A 22,394-nucleotide genomic window follows, 5' to 3' on the forward strand; every position below is an offset into this window, starting at 1 on the left:
ACCGTCCCGGCTTTTCGCCCTCTAGCGGTCCCTGTCGTTTTTCCTGTCGTCGTCGGAGCGCTCGTCATCGAGCCTGTCGCGTTCCGCCCAGGGGGAGTTCGGATCGGATGAGCCGGAGGAAAAATCCTCGGCGTCGAGATCGACGACGGTCGGCCCCTTGCCGCCCGGCTTGCGCGGCCCGCCTGGACCGCCCGGTCCCGGCCCGGCGCGAAAGAAGCCGGAGCCCTGCGAGACAACGACCATGTTCCTGCTGATCCGCCGCCAGACGAAATCCCTGAAGGGCGGGATGAAGAGCAGAAAACCGATGAGGTCGGTGACGAAGCCGGGAATGAGCAGCAGGATGCCGGCAAGCACGATCATCGCGCCATGCACCATTTCGCGGCCCGGATCGCCGCCGTCGCGCACATCCGTCTGCAGCCGCTGCAGCACGGAGAAGCCCTGCACGCGCAACAGGATCGCGCCGATCACGGCGGTCAGGACAATCAGGCCCAGCGTCGGAAACAGGCCGATGGCCCGCCCGACGATGATGAATCCGGCGATTTCCACGAAGGGGAAGAGAATGATGGCAATCAGAAGCGGCAAATCGGTTTCCTGTTCGGTCCGTCTTCGTTTATGATCATGACGAAATGAACGCCTTCCGACGAAGTGTTACATTTGAATCATGGCCCTGTGAAGTCTATATGGGGAGTGGAAACAACAGGGAAAACGGCGGTTAGCACCAAAATGGGCACAAGCGATCTGATTACACTCTTCTTCCTGATTGCTGCGGTGGTGATTTTTTTCCAGCTCCGCAATGTTCTGGGCCGCCGCACCGGCAACGAGAAACCACGCTACGAGCAGAGCCCGGTTCGCTCGCGCACCGACGCAGCGGAAGCTGCACGGCAGGATGGCAACGTGATCACGCTGCCCGGAGCGGAAAAGGACAACAAGGCGGACCGACTCGCCGCCGTCGACAAGATCGCACCGACGGGCACCGACGCGAACAAGGGCCTTAAGGAAATTGTCGAGGCCGATCCGCAATTCGAGCCGGCCGCCTTCATGAAGGGCGCGAACGCTGCCTATGAGATGATCGTCATGGCCTTTGCCGACGGCGATCGCCGCACGCTGAAGGGCCTCCTGTCCAAGGAGGTCTATGAGGGCTTCAACGCCGCCATCAGCGAGCGCGAGGCGAACGGCGAATCCGTCAAGGCAAGCTTTGTCGGCATCGAGAAGGCCGAGATCACCGAGGCGGAGGTTGACAAGACCGAGGCCCGGATCACGCTCAGGATTGTCAGCCAGATGATCTCCGCCACCTATGGCAAGGACGGAGAGATCGTTGACGGTGACGCCGAGCAGATTGCCGAGATCCGGGATCTGTGGACCTTCGCGCGCGACACGCGGGCGCGCGATCCGAACTGGAAGCTGATCGCCACCGCGTCCGAATAGGCCGAGCATTGTCTGATGAGAGCGGCGTTTTGGCGCCGCTTCTTCTTGCCGGGAGTTTCTTTCAAGATGAGCCGCCGGAAGCTCTCCGCAGAAGAACGGGACTTGTGGATGAAGGTCGCGCGCACGGCCCGCCCGCTTCCCGGCAAGAAGCTGGAAAAGCCCTCTTCCGGCCCGGAAAGTTTTTCCGACCTGATGAATGGCATTGCCGCCGAGGGCAAAAAGACCGACACGGGAAAGACCAGCGTCTCGCCGCTGGCGCTGCCGAAAAAGCCGGCCGGGGAGAAGCCCCGCAGGCACCATCAGCTGGAGCGGCCGGTCAAGCGCAAGTTGGCGAGCGGGCGACTTGCAATCGATGCCAGGATCGACCTTCACGGCCTGTTCCAGGACGAGGCGCATGCGCTGCTTCTCGCATTCCTGCACCGCGCCCATGACAGGGGGCACCGCCATATCCTGGTGATCACCGGCAAGGGCGGGTCGATCGGCAGCGACGGCGCGCTGAAGCGGGCGGTGCCGATCTGGTTCTCGCTGCCGGATTTCCGGCCGCTGATCTCGTCCTACGAGACGGCGGCCCGTCAGCATGGCGGCGAGGGCGCGCTTTACGTGCGCCTTGCCCGAAGGAAGGGACGTGACCATGACACCGTTCGGCGAGGCGGTTCGTAAGCTGAGGGCAGAGCGCGGCGTTTCGCAGAAAGAGATGGCGGAAGCCATTGGCGTTTCGGCGGCCTATCTCTCCGCGCTTGAGCATGGCCGGCGCGGCAAGCCAAGTTTCGACTTTCTCCAGCGCGTGGCCGGCTATTTTCATATTATCTGGGACGATGCCGAGGCGTTGTTCGCCATCGCCGACCAGTCCGATCCGCGCGTCGTGATCGACACGGCAGGCCTCTCGGCCGCCCACACCGCGTTTGCCAACCGTCTGTCGCGCATCATCGGACAGCTCGACGAAGAAGCGATCGGCGAACTCGACGGCCTGCTCGACCGGAGACTTGGCCGCTGACGCCTCAAAAGTGACGATCTTCACGAAATTTGAGGGAGATCAAAGAAGTGCCGGCACGGTTTTACTACGGTGAAACTGCATTCGGGGCCTTGATACAACTTCTGGCCAAGAGGTTCTCTGCATCCGGCCCTGCAAGACTTGTATGGGGCCTCGAATGCGAAGACGTTTCCCGCCGGTAAGCGCCTCCCGAACATTGCAAGCATTCCATGGAGAAGGTCATGGCCCCGACGGCCGTCCAGTCCAATCGCGTCCGCAGCACTGCGGCAAACATCCCCTCGACCAACCAGATCATCCGCGAAAGCTATCTCTACCTTCACTGGAACGGCATCCTGACACGGGACAGGGCCGAGCACGAGATGGCGACCTTTGCCGATGCCGCGCTGATCGAGCCCAATGAGCGCTGGATCCGCCGCAAGGCGGGTTGACAGCGTCCTGATCGCGCAATAGGCCGATTTTCACCTTCGAGGCGGCGTTCCAACCGGAGCGCCGCCTCTTTTTATACCGTGGCGGCAAGGCCGCTTGCCGATGGTGCTGCCCCATCATTGAAACGGGCTAGGTTTATCCCCAATTTGACTGTAAAAGGAGCCGCAGCGATTTGAGCGAAAACGGCTTTTCCCCTAAGCTTAGCGCTTGAAAAAGCAGTGATTCGGCGGGGTTTTGCGACCCGCCGCGCCCCTGACACATTCGGAAAGACCTGTTGATGAGCGAAACTCCAGAAACAGCCGTCGGCCTTCCGGCCGAATACGGTGCCGATTCGATCAAGGTTCTCAAGGGCCTCGATGCCGTGCGCAAGCGCCCGGGCATGTATATCGGCGATACGGATGACGGCTCGGGTCTGCATCACATGGTTTATGAGGTGGTGGACAACGCCATCGACGAAGCGCTTGGCGGCTATGCCGACCTGGTGACCGTGACGCTCAATCCCGACGGTTCGGTGAGCGTCACCGACAACGGCCGCGGCATCCCGACCGATATTCATACCGGCGAGGGCATTTCGGCGGCCGAAGTGATCATGACCCAGCTGCATGCCGGCGGCAAGTTCGACCAGAACTCCTACAAGGTGTCCGGCGGCCTGCACGGCGTCGGCGTTTCGGTGGTCAACGCGCTTTCGGTCTGGCTGAAGCTGAAGATCAAGCGCAATGGCAAGCTGCACGAGATTTCCTTCACGCACGGCGTCGCCGACAAGCCGCTGGAAGTGATCGGCGATGCAGGCGGCGAGACCGGCACCGAACTGACCTTCATGCCGAGTTCCGAAACCTTCACCATGGTCGATTTCGACTATGACACGCTGGAAAAACGCCTGCACGAGCTGGCCTTCCTGAATTCCGGCGTACGCATTCTTCTGACCGACAACCGCCATGCCGAGCCGGTTTCCAAGGAAATGCATTATGATGGCGGGCTCGCCGCCTTCGTCGCCTATCTCGACCGTTCGAAGAAGCCGCTGGTCTCCGAACCGATCGCCATTTCCACCGAGAAGGACGGCATCACCGTCGAGGTGGCAATGTGGTGGAACGACAGCTACCACGAGAACGTGCTCTGCTTCACCAACAACATTCCCCAGCGCGACGGCGGTACGCATATGGCGGGCTTCCGGGGCGCGCTGACCCGGCAGATGGTCTCCTATGCCGACACATCGGGTATCCTGAAGCGAGAAAAGGTGACGCTGACGGGCGATGATTGCCGCGAAGGTCTCACCGCCGTGCTCTCGGTCAAGGTGCCGGATCCGAAGTTTTCCTCGCAGACCAAGGACAAGCTGGTCTCCTCCGAAGTCCGACCGGTCGTCGAAAGCTGCGTCAATGAGGCGCTCGGCCAATGGCTGGAAGAGCACCCGAACGAGGCCCGCGTGCTCGTCACCAAGGTGGCCGAGGCCGCATCCGCCCGCGAGGCCGCCCGGCGCGCGCGCGAACTGACGCGCCGCAAGGGCGCGCTTGATATTGCCTCGCTGCCCGGCAAGCTTGCCGACTGCTCCAACCGCGATCCGTCGAAATCCGAACTGATCCTCGTGGAGGGCGATTCCGCCGGCGGTTCTGCCAAACAGGGCCGCTCGCGCGAGACCCAGGCGATCCTCCCGCTGCGCGGTAAGATCCTGAACGTGGAGCGCGCGCGTTTCGACAAGATGCTGTCGAGCCAGGAAATCGGTACGATGATTACCGCGCTCGGCACGGGCATCGGCAAGGACGAGTACAATCCGGAAAAGCTGCGCTATCACAAGATCATCATCATGACCGATGCCGACGTCGACGGCGCGCATATCCGCACCCTGCTTCTGACCTTCTTCTTCCGGCAGATGCCGGAACTGATCGAGCGCGGCCATCTCTATATTGCCCAGCCGCCGCTCTACAAGGTGACGCGCGGGAAATCGACGCAATATCTGAAGAACGAGCAGGCGCTCGAGGATTACCTGATCGATCAGGGCCTTGAGGACGCGTCCCTGCATCTGGCGTCCGGAGAAGTCCGCGCCGGCGCGGACCTGCGTCAGGTGATCGTCGATGCGATCCGCATGCGCAACCTTATGGAAGGCCTCCATTCGCGTTACGACCGCGCCGTCGTCGAGCAGGCGGCGATTGCCGGCGCGCTCAATGCCGAGCGCGTGACGGACCCGGCCGAGGCCGAGCGACTTGCCGCCGATATCGCAGCGCGTCTTGACGTGATCGCCGAGGAAACCGAGCGCGGCTGGGAAGGCTTTGTGCGCGACGATGGCGGACTGCGCTTCGAGCGCACCGTGCGCGGCGTCAAGGAAGTCGCGTCGCTCGACATGGGCCTGATCGGCTCCACGGATGCGCGCTATATCGACCAGATGCAGAAGCGCCTGTTCGAGATCTACGACAAGCCGCCGCTTCTGAGCCGCAAGAATGGCGATCTGACCATTCACGGCCCGCGCGCCATGCTCGAAGCCGTCTTCGAGGCGGGTCGCCGGGGACTGACCACCCAGCGCTACAAGGGTCTTGGCGAGATGAATGCCGAGCAGCTCTGGGAAACGACGATGGACCCCAATGTCCGCTCGCTGCTGCAGGTCAAGGTTGCCGATGCCACAAGCGCCGATGGCCTGTTCTCGCGCCTGATGGGCGACGAGGTGGAACCCCGCCGCGACTTCATCCAGGACAATGCCCTTTCGGTGGCCAATCTGGATATCTGACGGAGCGGCCCCGCGGTTTCCTTGCGCCTCTTCTCCGGGTGTCATCCTCGGGCTTGCCCCGAGGATCCAGGCGACGTGTCGCGGGCCTTGGCGACATCGGAGCACATCCCGCCAACGCTTATCGCGACAGATGTGATTGGACCCTCGGGTCAAGCCCGAGGGTGACGCGTGTGGAAAAGCAGAGCGCAAGCCGAAAGGTCTGAACTGGCGTCGCCATCTGTGTTTTTTCTGCGCCGGAGCGATTTACAGACTGCATGATCATCAATCTCCCCCAAGGGGGAGATCGGTCTTCGGGCTGACTTTCGCATGCACCGAACAGGTTTTCCCCGTATGGCGGAGAGGTGGCGTTTTTCACCCCTCAAGCGGCAAATACCCGACGCCTCCACGTTCCGCCGCCGCCTCTGCAAGCTCATACCCCGCATCCGCATAACGGATGATACCCAGCGACGTATCGTTGGTCAGCGCATGCTCCAGACGTTCGGCCCCTTCCGGGGTGCCATCGGCGATGATGGTGACGCCAGCGCTGGTCATGTAGCCGGCATAGCCGCCGCCGCCGGAATGGATGACGACGAGATCGGCCATCGAGGCGCACATGGTCATGGCGTTGATCAGCGGCCAGTCTGCGATCGCGTCGGAGCCGTCCTTCATGTTCTCCGTCATGATATTCGGATGCGCCATGGCGCCGGCATCGAGATGATCGCGCGAGAACGCCACTGGCCCCTTCAACTCACCCTTCGCCACCAGATCATTGACCGCGACGGCAAGGCGCGTGCGCTCGCCATGGCCAAGCCAGGCGATGCGGGCGGGAAGGCCTTCGAAGGGTACGTTTTCGCGCGCCAGCCGGATCCAGTTGGTGACGATGAAATTGTCGGGAAACATTGCGAGCACGAGATCATCGATGCGGGCGATATCGCTCGCCTCCCCCGAAAGCGCCATCCAGCGGAACGGGCCGATCGCCTCCGAAAAGAGCGGCCTGAGATAGGCTTCGGTGAAGATTGGAATGTCGAAGGCGTTTTCGACCCCGCCTTCGCGCGCCTGAGTGCGGATCAGATTGCCGTTGTCGAACACCTCCGCGCCGTTTTGCTGGAACTTCAGCATGGCGCGGACGTGATCGGTAATCGAGGCACGGCTTGCGGCCATCAGCTGCGCCGAGCCTTCCTCACGCAGACGCTTCACTTCGGCCAGCGACATGCCCTTCGGCACATAGCCATAAACGAGATCGTGGGCCGAGGTCTGATCGGTGACGATATCGGGCGTGATGCCGCGCCGCACAATCTCCGGATAGATGTCGGCGGCATTGCCGACGAGGCCGATGGAGATCGCCTTCTTCGCCGCTACCGCCTCCTCAATCATCGCCAGCGCAGCGTCAAGATCCGGCGCGATCTCGTCGAGGAAGCCGATCTCGTGGCGTTTGCGCGCCCGTTCGGCATCGATATCGATCACCAGAATGGCCGCCCCCGCCATGCGGCCGGCCAGCGGCTGGGCGCCGCCCATGCCGCCGAGCCCCGCCGTCAGGATGAAACGGCCGGCCAGCGAACCGTCGAAGCGCTTTTCGGCAATCCGCATGAAGACTTCATAGGTGCCCTGGATGACGCCTTGCGAGCCGATATACTGCCACGCGCCGGCCGTCAGCCCGCCCCAGCAGATCAGCCCCTTGCGCTCCAGTTCGTAAAACACCTCCGCCTTCGCCCACTGGCCGACGATATTGCAGTTCGCCATGATGACGAGCGGCGCCTTTGCATGGGTCTTCAGCAGGCCGACAGGCTTGCCGGACTGGATCACCAGCGTCTGGTTCTCGTCCATGTCGAGAAGCGCCTTCACGATTATCGCGTGGGACGGCCAGTTGCGCGCGGCCTTGCCGAGCGCGGCATAGACCACGAGATTGTCCGGGTCCTCGCCGACGGAAAGGACGTTTTCCATCAACCTGAGCAGCGCTTCCTGCCGCCAGCCCTTGGCACGCAGCTCAGGCCCGCCGGGAATGGGGAAATTCGGATGGCGCGGATTGTCTTTCGGCATATCGTCCTCCCTCAGGCCAGCGCGTAGTCGGCAATCGAAATGCCGAGCGCCTTTTCGACTACCGGATAGACGGCCGGATCCCTGACGCTGGACGACAGCGGAATAACCGTCTTCGGTACATGCAGGACAAAGATGGTCATGCCCTCTTGCAACTGACCGACGCTCAAGGGTTCACCCTCGGGCGACAGCGTGGTGATGACATCGGGGAAAGTCGCGATCCGGTTGCCGCCGGCATCCTCGACCGCCATGTATTCGTTCATCACGTGCAGCACCGTCGCCTTGTCGCCGGAACCCACCGTGACCGTGCCGACATCGAAGGCCTCGTTGGTGTAGACCACCGCCTTCTTCGTCACCTTGCCCTCGGTCAGGATTGCGCCATTGGTGGTTTTCACAATGGCGTCGATGATGGCGGAACCGCCCTTGCCTTCCGCCGCGATGATCGCTTCGCCAAGCGTCAGCGCCATCGAGATACCGCCAAGTGCGGCATGGGCCTTCACGTAGGATGCCCTGAGCGGATTGCGGCAGGAGGCGATGAAGCCGCCGGACTGGTCGGCGGCGGTTCTGAGAACCGGCGAGATCTTCGCCGTCGCGCCCTTCACCACCAGTTCGATATAGCGGTTTTCGGCGCGGTTGCCGCCGACGGCCGTCTGGATCATCTGTTCGGGCGAACTCGCCATGCCGATTGCGCCCATGTCGCCGGTCGGATGGGCGCGGATATCGCCGACGGCATCGACAACCTTGGTGCCGAGCACGGCGGAGGGCAGCCAGCCGTTCAGCGTCGAGGATTTTCCGTTCTGGCCGACGATCAGGCCGGAAAGCTTTTCGCCGAGCGCGTCCTGCAGCAACTCGGCAGCCTTGATATAGTCGATGCCCTGCATCTCCCAGGGCGTGGTCGAGGCGGGCGCGCCGATGGCGGCGGCCGTCGCCACCCAGTCATCATCGGAAAGCTCTTCCACCGAGACCAGCTCCGGCTTGCCGACATTGACGGCGGCATAGCCGAGCATGCGGCCATGATCGGCCCATCCGCCGCCGCCGGCGGCATAAACCGAGCCGCCCTTGACGGCGGGCTCCACATCTTTGGTCGTCAGGATACGGCCCATCTCATTGCTCCATCAGTTGTTTGTCGAGCCGCTTCACCGCTTCGAACAGCACTTCCGCTCCGAGCGCGATATCGGCGTTTTCCGCCCATTCCTCGGGCGCGTGACTGCGGCCGGAAAGGCAGGGAATGAAAATCATGCCGGCTCTGGCAATGCGCGCCATGAAGGCTGCATCGTGGCCAGCGCCGGAGGCCATGCGACGATGCGCAGCGCCTGTCGTCTCGCAGGCCGCATCAAGCGTTTCCATCACCAGCGGGTCCATCGGCATGGCGGGATTGTCGGAAACGAGGCGCGGCGCGGCGATGGCAACGCCATTGTCACGCGCGATGCCTTCGAGGCAGGATTCCAGACCGGTCAGGAATTCACCGAGATCGTCGCGGTGTTCCGAGCGTATATCGAGCAGCATGCGCACCTTCGACGGCACCACATTGGCGGCGTTCGGCCACATCTCGAATTCGCCGGTGGTGGCGGCGAAATGGCCGGGGGTCGCGGCAAGCTCGCCGGCAAGGGTTTCAACTGCAAGCACCACATGCGCCGCCGCAGCAAGTGCGTCGGCGCGGCGGTCCATCGGCGTGGTGCCGGCGTGATCGGCCCGGCCCTCGACGATGATCTCGACGCGGGTGATGCCGGCGATGGCGGTGACGACGCCGATGTCCAGCTTCTCGCCCTCCAGCACCGGCCCCTGCTCGATATGCAGTTCGAGAAAGGCACGGATATCGTCACGGGCGATCTGCAATGCTGGTTTACCGCCAACCTTTTCGATGCCCTCGGCCAGCGTCATGCCCTCCGCCTCGCGGCCGAGCCACTCGTCGGGACGGATACCGGCCATGCCGCGCGAGCCGACGCAGGAAACGCCGAAGATCGAGACTTCCTCGGCGAGAAAGTCGGTGACTTCGAGATTGTGTTCCAGTTCGATGCCGGCTTCTTTCAGACCGCGCGCCACTTCCAGCGCCACGACAACGCCTGCGACCCCGTCGAAGCGCCCGCCATCCGGGACCGTATCAGAATGGGAGCCCAGCATGATCGTGCCGGCTTTTGCGTTTCGGCCCGCCCGGCGGCCGATCAGGTTGCCGGCTGTATCGATGTGGGTTTCGAGGCCTGCGGCCCGGAACTGCTTCTCCAGATAGGCGCGGCCTTGCAGAAACAAATCGGAAAAGGCCCGCCGCGTCCACGGCCGGCCGGCATCGGTGATCGCGGCCAGCGCGTCGATATCGGCGGCGATGCGCGCCGGAGAAACAGTGAGGTTGCGGCTCATCGGATCACCTCCCGAAGCGGCAGGCTTGCCTCGGGGCGGACGAAAGCGCCCGTTCCGGGTTCGGCGACGGCTTTTCCGTCAAAGACCTGTTTTCCGCGCAGCCATGTTGCCGCCACCCTGTAGGGCAGGCGCATGCCGTTATAGGGCGACCAGCCGACGACATTATTGCCGCTTTCCGCTGCGTCATAGACGAAGTCACCCGGTTCCAGCACGGCGATGTCGGCATGCTTGCCGATTTCGAGCGCGCCTTTTACGTGGTCTATGCGAAAATGCCTGGCCGGGTTTGCCGCCATCAGCCGGGCGGCCCAGAAAAGCGGCACGCCATGCTCGATCGCGCCCTTGATGAAGAGCGGCATCATCACCTCGAGCCCCGGAACGCCCGACGCATTGGCCAGCATATCCGGATTGGTCTTGCGGTCTTCCGACCAGCTCACGTGATCGGTGGAGACCAGAGTGACATTGCCGCAAGCCACATGCCGCCAGAGTTTTTCGACTTCGGCGCGCGGGCGCACCGGCGGGTTGATCTTGGCCTTGCCACCGAGCCGGCGGACGTCGTTTTCCTCGTCCAGCGTCAGATAATGGATGCAGCATTCGACCGTGGCATTGTGGCCCTCAGCGCGATAGCCGGCGGCGATCTCGTAGCCGCGGCCAAGCGAGCAATGCACCACATGCGCCGGGCAGCCGGTCTCGGCTCCCGTCTCGTAGATCTGGTGCATGGCAAGCAGTTCCGTCAGCGGCGGTCGCGACAGGCCGTGGGCGCGGTAATCGGTGATGCCGGAGGCCTTCACCCTCGCGATCGCCGCATTGACGAATTCGTCGTCCTCATTGTGGACGCCGGCGGCAAGGCCGGTCGGCGCAATCGCGGCAAAACACTCTTCCAGAAGGGCAGCGGGAATGCGGGGGAAACGGGTGGGGTGCGTACCGAAGGTCGAGAACTTGAAGGCGGCGACGCCGGCTTCCACCTGCTCTGCAATGCGCGCGGCACCTTCCGTTGGGTCGACCGTGCCGTAAAGGGCGAAATCGACGCGAGCTTGCGGACTGGCATGCGCGATCTTCTTGCCGACGGCTTCGTCCGAATTCACCACATTGCCCTCGTCATAGGGCATGTCGACGATGGTCGTGACGCCGCCGGCAGCAGCCGAGCGCGTCGACCAGATGAAATCCTCCTGATCCTTCTGGCTCAGGGAATGCACCTGCGCATCGATTGCGCCGGGCAGGATCAGCGCTTCGCCGAGGTCATGACGCTCGCGGGCGCCGGGCGCCTCCCCCTGGCCGATGGCGGCGATCAGCCCGTCGCGGACCGCCACATGGCCGCGCTTGACCACCCGATCGGAAAGCACCAGCGTGCCTTTCAGAACGAGATCGAAATCCGACATTTGATGTCTCCTAGTAGAAGCGGCCCGTGCGCCGCGCGGTTGCCCGCTCGAACATCACGAAGGCATCGTGAATGAGGAGCGCCAGAACGCCGACCACGAGGCCGCCTTGCAGAACGAAAGCGGTGTTGTTCGACAACAGCCCGGCGATGATCACCTCGCCAAGCGTCTTGGCGGCAACCGTCGAGCCGATCGTCGCCGTCGCCAGCGAGATGACGACCGAAAGGCGGATACCGGCGAGAATGACGGGAAAGGCGAGCGGGAACTCGACCTGCATGAGACGCTGCGTGCCGGTCATGCCGACGCCGCGCGCGGCCTCCGAGACATTGCCCGGCAAATTGGTGAGCCCCGTCAGCGCGTTCTCGAAGATCGGCAAGAGACCATAGAGAAAGAGCGCAATCAGCGTCGGGATCGGGCCGAAGCCGAACATCGGCACGGCAAGCGCCAGCACGGCGACCGGCGGAAAGGTCTGGCCGATATTGGCGATCGAGCGCGACAGAGGCAGGAACTCGACGCCGAACGGCCTTGTGACGATGATGGCAAGGCCGACGGAAAAGAGGGTCGCCGCAACCGTCGCCGCGCCGACAATGGCGAGGTGGCTCAGCGTCAGGGAGAGCAGGCTGGTCTGGGTGTAGATCGCCGGCGCGCCGTTCTGGGTGAACGGCCGGAACACCGGCGCGAAGGCTTCCGGAAAGCTGATGAAGGCGATCAGCAGGACGAGAAGCGCCAGACGGATGAAGACCGAGGCTCTCATGATGACGGTCCCGCAGCGCGACGGATCAGGGCATCGCGGGTGACCCGGCCGATGACCTTGTCATCGCGCTCGACCGGCAGCGCGTCACGACCGGACCAGAGTGCTGCGGCCAGCGCATCCTTCAGGCTTGCCGAAGCGGGGATCGCCTCGCCCTCGGCCGGGCCTTCCTCGACGAGGTTTTCGCAGGCCTCCAGCGAGAGCATGCGGAAGGCCTTGTCGCCGGTGCCGAGCAGTTCGTTGACGAAGGCGCTTGCCGGATCGGCGATGATTTCTGCGGCCGGCGCATATTGTTCAAGCCGTCCCTCATGCATGACCGCGATCTTGTGACCGAGGAGGATTGCCTCGTCCATGTCATGGGTGACGAGCACGACGGTGGTGGAGAATTTGCGCTGGATATCGATCAGGTCTTCCTGCGCCTTGGCGCGGATGATCGGGTCGAGAGCGCCGAAAGGCTCGTCCATCAGCAGCAATGCGGGTTCGGCGGCAAGTGCGCGGGCCACGCCGATGCGCTGCTGCTGACCGCCGGAAAGCTCGTGCGGCATGCGGTCACGAAAGGCTTCGGGCTCCAGGTGGAACAGTTCCAGCAGTTCATCGACGCGGGCATCGCGCCGCTTCCTGTCCCAGCCGAGAAGCTTCGGCACCGTGGCGATGTTTTCCGCCACCGAGCGGTGGGGAAACAGGCCGTGGCCCTGAATGGCATAGCCGATGCCGCGGCGAAGCTCGTAATCCGGCAGCTCGCGGTTATCGCGTCCGTCAATACGGATCGTGCCGGAGGTCGGTTCCACCAGGCGGTTGATCATCCGCATCAGCGTGGTCTTGCCGGAACCGGACGTGCCGACGATCGCCGCCAGTTCGCCGCGCTCGACTTGGAGCGAGACATTGTCGACGGCATTATAGTCGCCATAGACCTTGGTAATTCCCTCGATCTCGATCATGCCCGGCTCCCCTTTTTGGATTTTGTCTGGCTGATTTCGACAAGCGCATCGAGAATGATGGCCGCGGCAAAGGCCATGCCGACGACCGGCAGCGCGCCGAGCAGCACGAGGTCGGTGGCCGTCTGGGCAATGCCCTGGAAGACGAATGTGCCGTATCCGCCGCCGCCGATCAGCCCGGCGATTACGGCAAGGCCGATATTCTGCACCAGCACGATGCGGATGCCGGTGAGGATGACGGGAAAGGCCAGCGGCAGCTCCACCTGGAAAAGCCGCTGGCGACCGGTCATGCCCATGCCGCGCGCGGCCTCGCGGGCATCGCGCGGCACGCTGTCGAGGCCGGCGACCGTGTTGGAGACGACGGGCAGCAGCGAATAGGCAAAGAGCGCAACGATGGCCGGGGCAAAGCCGATACCGGCAATGCCGAGTTCGGCAGCGCCCGGCACATTGCGGCCGACCCAGGCAAGCGGCGCGATCAGCAGGCCGAACAGCGCAATCGACGGGATCGTCTGCAAAACGTTGAGGCTGTTCAAAATGGTGGCGCGCACCTTCGGCACGCGAAAGCAGAGAATGCCGATCGGGATGCCGGCAGCAGCGGCAGCGGCCAGCGAGCCGAAGGCCAGTTCCACATGGGTGCGGCCCTCGCGCCAGAAGGCGTCGGCGCGGTTGTTGTATTCCTTCAGGATCGACAGATCGTTCCACGCGCCCGACCAGAGCAGCAGCCCGATCGCGAAGGCCGCGACGATCAGGAACGCGATCCGCATCATCGGCGGCAGCGCCTTGCGCACGATCGCATCGGCCATGGCGATGGAAAAGGCGAACAGCAGGATCCAGAAGCTCGCGCCCGGCGAAACGCGGGCATAAGGATTGTCGTCCGGCATCAGGTAATAGCCGGCGCGGCCCACCATCAGCGCCAGAACGGCAATGGCGGCGATCGAAACGGCGAGCCTGAGGTTCACCGGCGTCCTGAACAGGATGACGGCGATGGCGGCGAGCATGGCGACGACAAGGGCAATGGCCTGCCACAGCGGCATCGCCGACCAGACCATGACATTGTCGGCCGCGACGATGCGGTTCGCGCGGAAAAGCGCGAAGGGCTGGAGAAAGAGTGCGAAGAGCGCTATCGCCGCGACGATGACGCCGAGCTTGTCGAGCCTTGCGGCGGCCCGGCCTTCCTTTCGGTATTCGCTGATGGCTGACATGGCATGCCCTTCGGCTGTCGGTCGGTTATCCCGCTTGGGCGGGGGTGCGCGCCTTCGATCTCCCCTCTTGAGGGGGAGATGTCGCGAAAGCGACAGAGGGGGGTAAGGGCAAGAGCCGCATACACCGTGCCTCATTGGAGAGGGTTCACCCCTCTCTGCCCCCTGTCGGGGCATCTCCCCCTCAAGGGGGGAGATTGTTTTTGCTGTAGTGCCGCCGATTTCGGCCTTACTTCACGAACCCGTTCTTCGTCAGGTAGTCCTTGGCAACCGCATCGGCCGGTTCGCCGCCAACCTGGACGCGGCCGTTGAGGTCCTGCAGGGTTTCAAGCGTCAGGCCCTCGAAGATCGGCTTCAGCATGTCGGCGATCTGCGGGTATTCCTCGAGACGGACCTCGCGGATGATCGGGGTCGGCAGGTAGACCGGCTGCACGCCCTTGTCGTCCGTCATCACCTTCAGGCCGGACGGCGCGATGCCGCCGTCGGTGCCGTAGACCATGGCGGCATTGGCGCCGGATGTCTGTTTGGCCGCCGCCGCGATCGTTGCCGCCGTATCGCCGCCGGAAAGCTGGATCAACTGGCCGGAGGTGAGATCGAAGCCATAGGCTTCCTCGAAGGCCGGAAGCGCTGCCGGCGAGGTGACGAACTCGGAGGATGCCGCCAGCTTCACCGTGCCGCCATCGGCGACATAGGCGCCGAACTCGCTCATGGTCGACAGGTTGTTCGGATCGGCAACGTCCTTGCGCAAAGCGATCGCCCAGGTGTTATTGGCGTCCGCCGGGGTCAGCCAGACGATCTTGTTGGTGTCGTAGTCGAGCTTCTTGGCCTCTTCATAGCCGGCCTCCGGCTTGTTCCAGACCGGAAGGTCGGTCTTGTTGAAGAAGAAGGCGGCATTGCCGGTATATTCCGGGTAGATATCGATCTGGCCCTGCGTGATCGCCTGACGGACGATCGGCGTGCCGCCGAGCTGGATCTTGTTTTCCGTCGGAATGTCATTGGCCTGCAGCGCCTGCAGGATGATGTTGCCGAGCACGCCGCCTTCCGTGTCGATCTTGGAGGAGACGACGACCGGATCGGCCGAAGCGGTTCCTGCGAAGGCGAAAGCCGAAATGGCGAGCGCGCCTGTCAAAGTCAAAAGTCGTTTCATGATCTGTCCCTCTCTTGGTCGGTCCGTTCAAGACCGTGCTTGATCGCCTGCGGCCTCAGGCCGTCTCAGGCGGTGCGAGTGCGAAAAAGTCATCGAGCAGGGCCAGCGGCGCCTGGTCGATCAGTCTGGTCATTGTCGCGTCCGAGCCGAGCTCCTCCTCAATCTGCTCGACCTCGCTCGAAAGCGGCCTGTCCTTCAGATAGAGCGCGGAATGCGATCTGACGATAGCATAGACCAGATTTGCAACACCGCATGGTTCATCGCCGGAAATATCCATGGCCTGCGCCGCCAGAAGCGCCTCGAGGCCTGCCATGCGCCTGAGCGCCCGCACCTGTCGCTCGAAGCGTTCGACCACCAGCGGCAGGAAGGCGGCCTCGTCCTCGATCCCGCCGGCCACCACCAGCGACTGGGCCGAGATCGGCGCGGAGAGCGACTGGGTCCGGATGAAGAGATCGCCCGCAAGCTTCAGGATCGGGCCGAAACCGGTGGCCACCACGCCATGCGGCACGAGGTTGACCGGCAGGCCGCGCCGTCCCCCGTTTGCAAGGATGACGCAGCGGTTGAAGATGTTACGCGCCACATGGGCCATGGCGATCTGGGCGGCCTGCATGTAGATCGTCACATCGAGCGGTAGCGAGCCGCCGGAGGTCAGCACTTCATTGCCGATGACCACCGGATTGTCATCGGTGCGGCCGGTCGCCGCCAGAATGGTATTGCCGGCAATCGTCAGGCTCTCGATCGTGGTACCGAAGACCTGCGGCATCATGCGGATCGACAATGGATCCTGCACATGGCTGGCGGACGTCCAGCACCAGTCATCGAAGGCGCGGCAAAGCCAGGTGCCGATATCGGCATGGGCATGGGTGCCGACCTCGACCACCGAACGCCAGGGCGCGATCGCGGCACCCATGGCGCCGGCCGTCGCAAGGCCAGTCGCCAGGAGCACGCGCACGGCAAGGGCGGCCTTGTGCAGGGCGGATGCGGCGGAGGCATAGCCGATGGCATTGAGCGAGAAGGAAGCGAGCGCATCGCGCGGCTCCATCCGCAAGGGCTTCAGGCCGGCAGCCGTGAAGGCCTCGGTCACCGGCATGCGGCGCCCCTGATAGACGGCATCGCCAACGCCGGTGAGCGCTGCCGAGACCTGACCCATCAGGCCGATATCGGCGCAACCGATCGAACCCGTGCGGCGCACGATCGGGATGACATCCTGTTCGAGCAGCGCCTGAAACGCCTCCACCAGAGCCATGGAGCAGCCAACCCTTCCGGTCAGCGCCGTATTGATGCGGATCGCGATCGCGTTGCGGACGATCTCGACCGGAAAAGGCTCGCCGGTTCCGAAGTGATGGGCGCGCACGAGGCCGAGATTGAAGTCTTCCAGCGCTTCGGCGGTCCACTCCGTGTCCTTCATCGCGCCGACGCCGGTATTGGCGCCATAGATCGAGAGCCCGTCGGCAAGCCGGTCCTTCACCACCTGATGGGCGCGCTCAACCCGCTCGACCCCGGCGTGCGTGACGGCGGGAAGCGCGAGGCCGGCGCCAATCCGCGACAGGATGTCGAAATCCAGCGGCTGTCCTGAAAACATGATGTTCTTGTTCTTCGGGCTCATCGCGTTCCCCATTGATTGAGGCAAGCGTATTGGATTATCGCAGAAGACGGGATATCCCATATGATGAACGGGAGATGCTCCCGATTTATGCAATCTTTCTTTTGCATAAAATATAAGCACAGCAGAATGGGGCGATGTCCGTGGATACGCTGACGATCATAAGCGTGCATGAAGTGCTGAAATGCGGCGGCCTGCGCCCCGCAGCGCGCGCATTGCATCGTCCGCCGGCCAGCATGGCAGCCGCCGTCAGCCGGATGGAGGACGAACTCGCCACGCCGCTGGTGCAGAAGGCTGGATCGCGCCTGTCGCTGACGCTTGAGGGACGGCGGCTGATGCCGGATATCGCGCTTGCGGCAGGCACGGCCCGCGCTCTTGGGGAGCTTGCGGCGGTTGACGCCGCGCGAAAAGCGAAGCTGTCGGTGAGCTTCCTCACGCTTTCCCGCTTCTCGCAGGTGGCGCGCTCGGGCAGTATCCGACGCGCCGCGCGGGAGATCGGCATCGGCCAGCCGCAGCTTTCCCGCCAGATTTCCGCCTTCGAAGCGGACATGAACCGGGCCCTCTTTGTCCGCAGCGCCGAGGGCATTGACCTGACGCCCGCCGGCCAGCAGGCGCTCGCGCTTGCCGAGACGCTCGAGGAAGTGTGGAAACGCCTGACCAAGAGTGCGGCCCGCCAGTTCCGCCGCACGGTCTCCACCTGCCACCTGGGATCGGTGATCCCGCTCGGCTACGAGAGCAACACGGCGCGCTCCCTCGCCCGGCTTTCCGCGCGCTGGCTCGAGCAGCGGCCCGGCGCGCCGTTGTTCATCTCGTCCACCACGGCGGATGAACTGATGCGCGGCCTGCAGGGCGGCACCTATGACGTGGCGCTGCTGGACACCGAGGCGATCCCGGACAATTTCGAGCGCCGGGCGATCTCGCGCTCGCGCCTCTCCATTGTCGGCCCGCGCCGGCTGATCGAGACAAGCGGCGGGGACGTCGCCAATCTGGTGCTGACCCGCCCGGTCGCGGTGCCGAGCCTCAAGAGCGGGCTCAGGCAAAAGGCCGACGCGCTTTTCGCCGAGAAGCTGAGCGAAGCCGAACGGACGGCGATGCGCATGGTCGAGGTCGATTCCCTGCCGATCATCATCAACCTCGTCATCGAGCACGATTTTGTCGCCGTGCTGCCGGAGGCCGCCTTTCTTTCCATGGCCGCCCCGATCGGCAGCATTCCGCTGGCGGATCGTTTCAGCCTCACCCTCTCCCTGGTCTGGCCGCCGACAACGGCCGCCGCCCGCCAGGCAAGCCGCATCCTGGAGGTTTTGCCGGCGATCGACTGAAGGAGCGCGACTTCAAAAATTCGGATACCTTTTTGAGGAACATCAGGCCTGCCCGGAGGGTTTCTGCTTAAGGCAAATCTTCCCCGTCAACCAAGAGGAGGTCCCTGATGAGCCTGTTCAAAGTTCCCCACAAATCCTGGGTCGTTGTCTGCGACGGTTCGCGGGCGCTGTTTCTGGAAAATGGCGGCGATGCCGAGATCCTGAATCTCAGGGTGGAAGAGCGCTTCGCCCACGACGACGCGCCCTCGCGCGATATCGGCACCGACAAGCCCGGCCGCTCCCATTCCTCGGTCGGCAGCGGTCGCAGCGCCATGGAGGAAACCGACTGGCATGAACAGGCGGAGCAGGAATTTGTCAAACGGGTGGCCGAACGCCTCAACGCCCTCGTCTATGACAAGACGATCGAGGACTATGTCCTGATCGCCCCGCCGGCGGCAATCGGTGCGCTCCGCCCCCATCTCAAGTCCGAGACAAGCGGGGCAATGCGCGAGGAAATCCAGAAGGAACTCGCCAACCAGTCGGTCGCCGATATCGAGAAGCACCTGACCAAATTGCGGGCCGCCTGAGCCCGGATCGGCGGTTGCCGCGGGGCGGCGCTCGCCGCGCCCGGCCCGCGCAACTGCCGTCAGCAGCCGAAGGCTTCCGCGAAGATGCCAAAACGCCAGCTCGGAACCGAAATGATTGATATCGATCATCTTTTGATCGTATCAAAACAGTTCTCGGCCAAAAGTACGCACAAAATCTTGCATTTCTGATTCTTCTGGTTCATTTTCCGGGAATGGAATTCCGTACGGGAGGACGGAATGGCGGAGTTGCACCGGCACCAGAAAATACTGGCCCTGCTTGCTGAGCACCCCTTTCTCTCGGTCACCGAACTGACCGACGCGACGGGCGTGTCCGCAGCGACCGTCCGGCGCGACATCGACAAGCTTGAGAAGGCAGGCTTCGGCCAGCGCGTGCATGGCGGCATCGCGGCCGAAAAGGGTCATCACGCCCGCCGCGCCATCCCCCTTCCCTTCATGGAAAACCGCGACATCGCGGTCGAGCAGAAACGGGCGATTGCGGCCGCCGCCTCGACGCTCGTGCGCGACGGCACGTCGATCATCATTCACGGCGGCTCGACCTGCTTTCACTTCGGCATGGCCATTGCCCGGCGCAATCTCAGGGTCTTCACCCATTCCATGCCGCTCGCCGCCTATCTCGCCGAATATGGCGAATGCCAGCTGACCATCGGCGGCGGCGACCTGCACCGAGAGCCCGGCATCGTCTATGACCGGTTCGCCGACGAGCGCGCCTTCTATGCCTCGCAGTTCTTCGTCGGCGCGCTCGGCATTGAACGGCAAGGGCTGATGGAGACCAACCCGCTGCTGGTCCAGCTGACCCGCGATATGGCCGCCTTCGCCAACGAGATCATCGTCCTCGTCGACAGCCGCAAATTTGCCGAACGGACATCGACGCTGTCCCTACCCTTTGCCCAGATCCGCAGGCTGGTGACCGATGACGGCCTCGCCGATGCCGATGCCCGCATGCTCGAGGAGGAAGGCGTCGATTATATCGTCGCCGCGCGAAAGGGAGAGACCGACGCATGACAGAGACCTCACGCCCGGTTCTGGAAATGGAAGGGATTTCAAAGACCTTCGGGTCCGTGAAGGCCCTGGAGGATGTCGCGATCACCGCCCATGGCGGCGAGGTGCACGCGCTGATGGGTGAAAACGGCGCCGGCAAATCGACCCTGATGAAGATCCTCTCCGGCGCCTATACGCCGGACAAGGGCGGCACCATCCTGGTCGGCGGCAAGCCTGTGCCGGAAGGCAACCCGAAGGCGGCCAAGGCCATGGGCGTTGCCGTGATCTACCAGGAGCTGTCGCTCGCGCCCAATCTGACGGTCGCCGAAAACGTGTTCCTCGGCAATGAGCGCGCGCGCTCCGGTATCGTCAACCGCGCGGAGATGCGTTCGCGCACCGCGCCGCTGCTGAAGCGTCTCGGCGTCGACTTCTCCCCCTCGACAGTGGTCGGCAGCCTCTCGCTCGGCGAACGCCAGCTTGTCGAGATCGCCCGCGCCATGTCCACCAATGCGCAGATCATCGTCATGGACGAGCCGACGACATCGCTGTCAAGCCGCGAGACCGAACGCCTGTTCGAGGTGATCGCCGCGCTCAAGGCCGACGGCATCGCCATCATCTACATCTCGCACCGCATGGAGGAGGTCTACCGCCTTGCCGACCGCTGCTCGGTGCTGCGCGACGGCAAGTATATCGGCACGCTTGACCGCGACGAGCTGAGCGCCGAACGGCTGATCTCGATGATGGTCGGTCGCGAGCTCTCGACCTTCTACAAGAAAGAGCATGTCGAGCGCGCCGAAAGCGCCGAAACGGTCCTCGAGGTGCGCAATATGAGCGCCGGCCGCAAGGTGCGCGATTGCTCCTTTTCCGTCCGGCGCGGCGAGGTGCTTGGCGTCTCCGGCCTTGTCGGCTCCGGACGCACCGAGCTTGCCCGGCTGATCTACGGCGCCGACAAGGCGACATCCGGCACGGTGCTGCTCGAAGGCCGGGAGGTGACCCCGCAAAGCCCGAGCGCCGCGCTTGACGCCGGCATCGTCTATCTGACGGAAGACCGCAAGCAGCTCGGCCTGTTCCTCGACATGACGATTGCCGACAACATCAATATCTGCGTCATGGGCGAGGATTCGGGACCCGCCGGAACGCGCAACTTCAGGGCGGCGCGCAAGCGGGCGCGCGCCGAGTTCGAGAAACTGTCGATCCGCGCGCCCTCGCCTTTCGTCAATGTCGGTTCGCTGTCGGGCGGCAACCAGCAGAAGGTGCTGCTCGGACGGCTGCTGGAAGTCAAACCGAAAGTGATCATACTCGACGAGCCGACCCGCGGCGTCGATGTCGGCGCGAAATCCGAAATCTACCGGCTGATCGATGAACTGGCGCGCCAGGGTCTCGCCGTGGTGATGATCTCCAGCGAGTTGCCGGAAATCATCAATGTCGCCGACCGCGTCATCGTCATGCGCGAAGGCGAGATCGCCGGCGAGGTGACATCGTCGGACGGTGCGGCGATCGAACAGGAAGCAATCATGCGGCTTTCCACGGGAAGCGGGGCCGCTGCATGAAAGACGGCGCTGAAATGCCGAAGGAGGACATCTATGACTGAGACGCAGAAGGGAGCGGCCGGCGGCCGGTCCTACCAGGTCGGCACGCTGATCAAGACGCTCGGCATGCTGCCGGTGCTGATCCTGCTGGCAATCGGATTCCAGCTCCTGACCGGCAAATTCTTGGGCGTCAACAATCTGTCGATCGTCATGCAGCAGGCCTCGATCAACATCGTGCTGGCGGCCGGCATGACCTTCGTCATCCTGACCGGGGGCATCGACCTTTCGGTCGGCTCGATCCTTGCGGCGTCCGCCATGGCGGCGGTGATCTTCTCGCTCAACCCGGCGCTCGGCTGGATCGGCGTGCCGGCAGGGCTGGCGCTTGGCCTGGTCTTCGGCCTTGCCAACGGCGCGCTGGTGGCGTTCCTGCGATTGCCGCCCTTCATCGTCACGCTCGGATCGCTGACGGCGGTGCGCGGCGTGGCCCGGCTGATGGGCAATGACACGACGGTGTTCAACGCCGAACTGCCATTCGCGGTGATCGGCAACGGCGCGATCCTCGGCGTGCCGATCCTTGCCATCATCGCCCTTCTGGTCATTCTGATTTCCTGGTTCGTGCTGCGCCGCACGGTGCTCGGCACCTGGATCTATGCCGTCGGCGGCAACCAGGAGGCGGCACGGCTGACGGGCATCAAGGTGCCGCTTGTGCTGCTGTTCGTCTACGGCGTCTCCGGCCTGATGGCAGGGCTTGGCGGCGTCATGTCGGCGGCCAGGCTTTACGCGGCCAACGGCCTGCAACTCGGACAATCCTATGAGCTCGACGCAATCGCCGCCGTCATTCTGGGCGGTACCAGTTTCGTTGGCGGCGTCGGCTCGATCTGGGGCACGCTGATCGGTGCGCTGATCATCGCTGTCCTGTCGAACGGCCTGATCCTGACGGGAACGTCGGATATCTGGCAGTTCATCATCAAGGGCCTTGTCATTATCGCTGCCGTCACCCTCGACCGCTTCCGCGGCAAGGGTTCCGACAGGACGTAAAGGCCCTTCATT

General features: G+C 63.7%; 20 protein-coding genes. 10 read left to right on the plus strand and 10 right to left on the minus strand.

The features are described from left to right. Nucleotides 1-21: 21 nt before the first annotated feature. A complete protein-coding gene (locus tag JET14_RS20135) occupies nucleotides 22-582 on the minus strand; it encodes an FxsA family protein (RefSeq protein WP_200335983.1) in 561 nt (186 codons plus the stop codon). A gap of 141 nt (nucleotides 583-723) precedes the next feature. Between JET14_RS20135 and JET14_RS20140 the strand changes: the two genes are divergently transcribed. The 5 genes from JET14_RS20140 to gyrB all read left to right on the plus strand — a co-directional run bounded on the left by JET14_RS20140 (nucleotide 724) and on the right by gyrB (nucleotide 5,555). Beyond that, nucleotides 724-1,425 carry a Tim44/TimA family putative adaptor protein gene (locus tag JET14_RS20140; protein WP_200335985.1) on the plus strand — a complete coding sequence of 234 codons (702 nt, stop codon included), beginning with the start codon at nucleotides 724-726 and terminating at the stop codon, nucleotides 1,423-1,425. A gap of 66 nt (nucleotides 1,426-1,491) precedes the next feature. Beyond that, entirely contained in the window at nucleotides 1,492-2,085 is a 594-nt protein-coding gene (locus tag JET14_RS20145; protein WP_200335989.1) for a Smr/MutS family protein, read from the plus strand. Next, nucleotides 2,057-2,419: a helix-turn-helix domain-containing protein gene (locus JET14_RS20150; RefSeq protein WP_024707603.1), complete on the plus strand. Its 363-nt coding sequence runs from the start codon at nucleotides 2,057-2,059 to the stop codon at nucleotides 2,417-2,419. Before JET14_RS20145 ends, JET14_RS20150 begins: the two co-directional genes overlap by 29 nt. 218 nt (nucleotides 2,420-2,637) lie before the next feature. Continuing rightward, entirely contained in the window at nucleotides 2,638-2,844 is a 207-nt protein-coding gene (locus JET14_RS20155; RefSeq protein ID WP_200335990.1) for a hypothetical protein, read from the plus strand. A 275-nt stretch (nucleotides 2,845-3,119) separates the two neighbouring features. Beyond that, entirely contained in the window at nucleotides 3,120-5,555 is a 2,436-nt protein-coding gene (gene gyrB / locus JET14_RS20160) for a DNA topoisomerase (ATP-hydrolyzing) subunit B (RefSeq protein WP_200335991.1), read from the plus strand. 351 nt (nucleotides 5,556-5,906) lie between these two features. On the opposite strand, the gene JET14_RS20165 is transcribed toward gyrB, so the two are convergent. The 9 genes from JET14_RS20165 to JET14_RS20205 form a co-directional block, all read right to left on the minus strand. Next, entirely contained in the window at nucleotides 5,907-7,571 is a 1,665-nt protein-coding gene (locus tag JET14_RS20165; RefSeq protein WP_200335993.1) for a urocanate hydratase, read from the minus strand. 11 nt (nucleotides 7,572-7,582) lie between these two features. Beyond that, nucleotides 7,583-8,671 carry a DUF917 domain-containing protein gene (locus JET14_RS20170; protein WP_200335995.1) on the minus strand — a complete coding sequence of 363 codons (1,089 nt, stop codon included), beginning with the start codon at nucleotides 8,669-8,671 and terminating at the stop codon, nucleotides 7,583-7,585. Nucleotide 8,672: 1 nt separating this feature from the next. Next, nucleotides 8,673-9,923 carry a Zn-dependent hydrolase gene (locus JET14_RS20175; protein WP_200335996.1) on the minus strand — a complete coding sequence of 417 codons (1,251 nt, stop codon included), beginning with the start codon at nucleotides 9,921-9,923 and terminating at the stop codon, nucleotides 8,673-8,675. Beyond that, complete coding sequence (locus tag JET14_RS20180) at nucleotides 9,920-11,299, minus strand: dihydroorotase (RefSeq protein ID WP_200335998.1); 1,380 nt, start codon at nucleotides 11,297-11,299, stop codon at nucleotides 9,920-9,922. The genes JET14_RS20175 and JET14_RS20180 overlap by 4 nt, the downstream gene beginning before the upstream one ends. A gap of 10 nt (nucleotides 11,300-11,309) precedes the next feature. Beyond that, on the minus strand, nucleotides 11,310-12,050 hold the full coding sequence (locus tag JET14_RS20185) for an ABC transporter permease (RefSeq protein ID WP_138746758.1): 741 nt from the start codon (nucleotides 12,048-12,050) through the stop codon (nucleotides 11,310-11,312). Continuing rightward, a complete protein-coding gene (locus JET14_RS20190) occupies nucleotides 12,047-12,985 on the minus strand; it encodes an ABC transporter ATP-binding protein (protein ID WP_200335999.1) in 939 nt (312 codons plus the stop codon). The genes JET14_RS20185 and JET14_RS20190 overlap by 4 nt, the downstream gene beginning before the upstream one ends. Then, nucleotides 12,982-14,184: an ABC transporter permease gene (locus JET14_RS20195; RefSeq protein ID WP_200336000.1), complete on the minus strand. Its 1,203-nt coding sequence runs from the start codon at nucleotides 14,182-14,184 to the stop codon at nucleotides 12,982-12,984. The genes JET14_RS20190 and JET14_RS20195 overlap by 4 nt, the downstream gene beginning before the upstream one ends. 226 nt (nucleotides 14,185-14,410) lie before the next feature. Then, nucleotides 14,411-15,328, minus strand: coding sequence for a glycine betaine ABC transporter substrate-binding protein OsmF (osmF, locus tag JET14_RS20200; protein WP_200336001.1), 918 nt, complete (start codon nucleotides 15,326-15,328; stop codon nucleotides 14,411-14,413). A 55-nt stretch (nucleotides 15,329-15,383) separates the two neighbouring features. After that, nucleotides 15,384-16,934 (minus strand): aromatic amino acid lyase, encoded by a 1,551-nt coding sequence (locus JET14_RS20205; RefSeq protein ID WP_200336002.1) that lies wholly within the window; start codon nucleotides 16,932-16,934, stop codon nucleotides 15,384-15,386. Between the two features lie 134 nt (nucleotides 16,935-17,068). On the opposite strand from JET14_RS20205, the gene JET14_RS20210 reads away from it, so the two are divergent. The 5 genes from JET14_RS20210 (at nucleotide 17,069) to JET14_RS20230 (ending at nucleotide 22,382) form a co-directional block, all read left to right on the plus strand. After that, nucleotides 17,069-18,250, plus strand: a complete 1,182-nt coding sequence (locus JET14_RS20210) for a LysR family transcriptional regulator (RefSeq protein WP_200336003.1) — start codon at nucleotides 17,069-17,071, stop codon at nucleotides 18,248-18,250. A 107-nt stretch (nucleotides 18,251-18,357) separates the two neighbouring features. After that, the gene (locus JET14_RS20215) at nucleotides 18,358-18,816 is read left to right on the plus strand and encodes a host attachment protein (protein ID WP_200336005.1); all 459 of its coding nucleotides are present in this window, start codon (nucleotides 18,358-18,360) and stop codon (nucleotides 18,814-18,816) included. Between the two features lie 237 nt (nucleotides 18,817-19,053). After that, on the plus strand, nucleotides 19,054-19,839 hold the full coding sequence (locus tag JET14_RS20220; RefSeq protein ID WP_200336007.1) for a DeoR/GlpR family DNA-binding transcription regulator: 786 nt from the start codon (nucleotides 19,054-19,056) through the stop codon (nucleotides 19,837-19,839). Continuing rightward, on the plus strand, nucleotides 19,836-21,365 hold the full coding sequence (locus tag JET14_RS20225; protein ID WP_200336009.1) for a sugar ABC transporter ATP-binding protein: 1,530 nt from the start codon (nucleotides 19,836-19,838) through the stop codon (nucleotides 21,363-21,365). Before JET14_RS20220 ends, JET14_RS20225 begins: the two co-directional genes overlap by 4 nt. A gap of 33 nt (nucleotides 21,366-21,398) precedes the next feature. Continuing rightward, nucleotides 21,399-22,382 carry an ABC transporter permease subunit gene (locus tag JET14_RS20230; protein WP_200336011.1) on the plus strand — a complete coding sequence of 328 codons (984 nt, stop codon included), beginning with the start codon at nucleotides 21,399-21,401 and terminating at the stop codon, nucleotides 22,380-22,382. Nucleotides 22,383-22,394 lie beyond the last annotated feature (12 nt).

This window comes from Martelella lutilitoris (assembly GCF_016598595.1).
GTDB classification, from domain to species: Bacteria; Pseudomonadota; Alphaproteobacteria; order Rhizobiales; family Rhizobiaceae; genus Martelella; species Martelella lutilitoris_A.

Coding starts and splice junctions, on each gene's coding strand:
- JET14_RS20150 (WP_024707603.1), top strand. CDS start 2,057: ATGACACCGTTCGGCGAGGCGGTTCGTAAGCTGAGGGCAGAGCGCGGC.
- JET14_RS20195 (WP_200336000.1), bottom strand. CDS start 14,184: ATGTCAGCCATCAGCGAATACCGAAAGGAAGGCCGGGCCGCCGCAAGG.
- JET14_RS20220 (WP_200336007.1), top strand. CDS start 19,054: ATGGCGGAGTTGCACCGGCACCAGAAAATACTGGCCCTGCTTGCTGAG.
- JET14_RS20225 (WP_200336009.1), top strand. CDS start 19,836: ATGACAGAGACCTCACGCCCGGTTCTGGAAATGGAAGGGATTTCAAAG.
- JET14_RS20190 (WP_200335999.1), bottom strand. CDS start 12,985: ATGATCGAGATCGAGGGAATTACCAAGGTCTATGGCGACTATAATGCC.
- JET14_RS20145 (WP_200335989.1), top strand. CDS start 1,492: ATGAGCCGCCGGAAGCTCTCCGCAGAAGAACGGGACTTGTGGATGAAG.
- JET14_RS20215 (WP_200336005.1), top strand. CDS start 18,358: ATGAGCCTGTTCAAAGTTCCCCACAAATCCTGGGTCGTTGTCTGCGAC.
- osmF (WP_200336001.1), bottom strand. CDS start 15,328: ATGAAACGACTTTTGACTTTGACAGGCGCGCTCGCCATTTCGGCTTTC.
- JET14_RS20140 (WP_200335985.1), top strand. CDS start 724: ATGGGCACAAGCGATCTGATTACACTCTTCTTCCTGATTGCTGCGGTG.
- JET14_RS20170 (WP_200335995.1), bottom strand. CDS start 8,671: ATGGGCCGTATCCTGACGACCAAAGATGTGGAGCCCGCCGTCAAGGGC.
- JET14_RS20155 (WP_200335990.1), top strand. CDS start 2,638: ATGGCCCCGACGGCCGTCCAGTCCAATCGCGTCCGCAGCACTGCGGCA.
- JET14_RS20175 (WP_200335996.1), bottom strand. CDS start 9,923: ATGAGCCGCAACCTCACTGTTTCTCCGGCGCGCATCGCCGCCGATATC.
- JET14_RS20180 (WP_200335998.1), bottom strand. CDS start 11,299: ATGTCGGATTTCGATCTCGTTCTGAAAGGCACGCTGGTGCTTTCCGAT.
- JET14_RS20165 (WP_200335993.1), bottom strand. CDS start 7,571: ATGCCGAAAGACAATCCGCGCCATCCGAATTTCCCCATTCCCGGCGGG.
- JET14_RS20230 (WP_200336011.1), top strand. CDS start 21,399: ATGACTGAGACGCAGAAGGGAGCGGCCGGCGGCCGGTCCTACCAGGTC.
- JET14_RS20185 (WP_138746758.1), bottom strand. CDS start 12,050: ATGAGAGCCTCGGTCTTCATCCGTCTGGCGCTTCTCGTCCTGCTGATC.
- JET14_RS20205 (WP_200336002.1), bottom strand. CDS start 16,934: ATGAGCCCGAAGAACAAGAACATCATGTTTTCAGGACAGCCGCTGGAT.
- JET14_RS20210 (WP_200336003.1), top strand. CDS start 17,069: ATGTCCGTGGATACGCTGACGATCATAAGCGTGCATGAAGTGCTGAAA.
- gyrB (WP_200335991.1), top strand. CDS start 3,120: ATGAGCGAAACTCCAGAAACAGCCGTCGGCCTTCCGGCCGAATACGGT.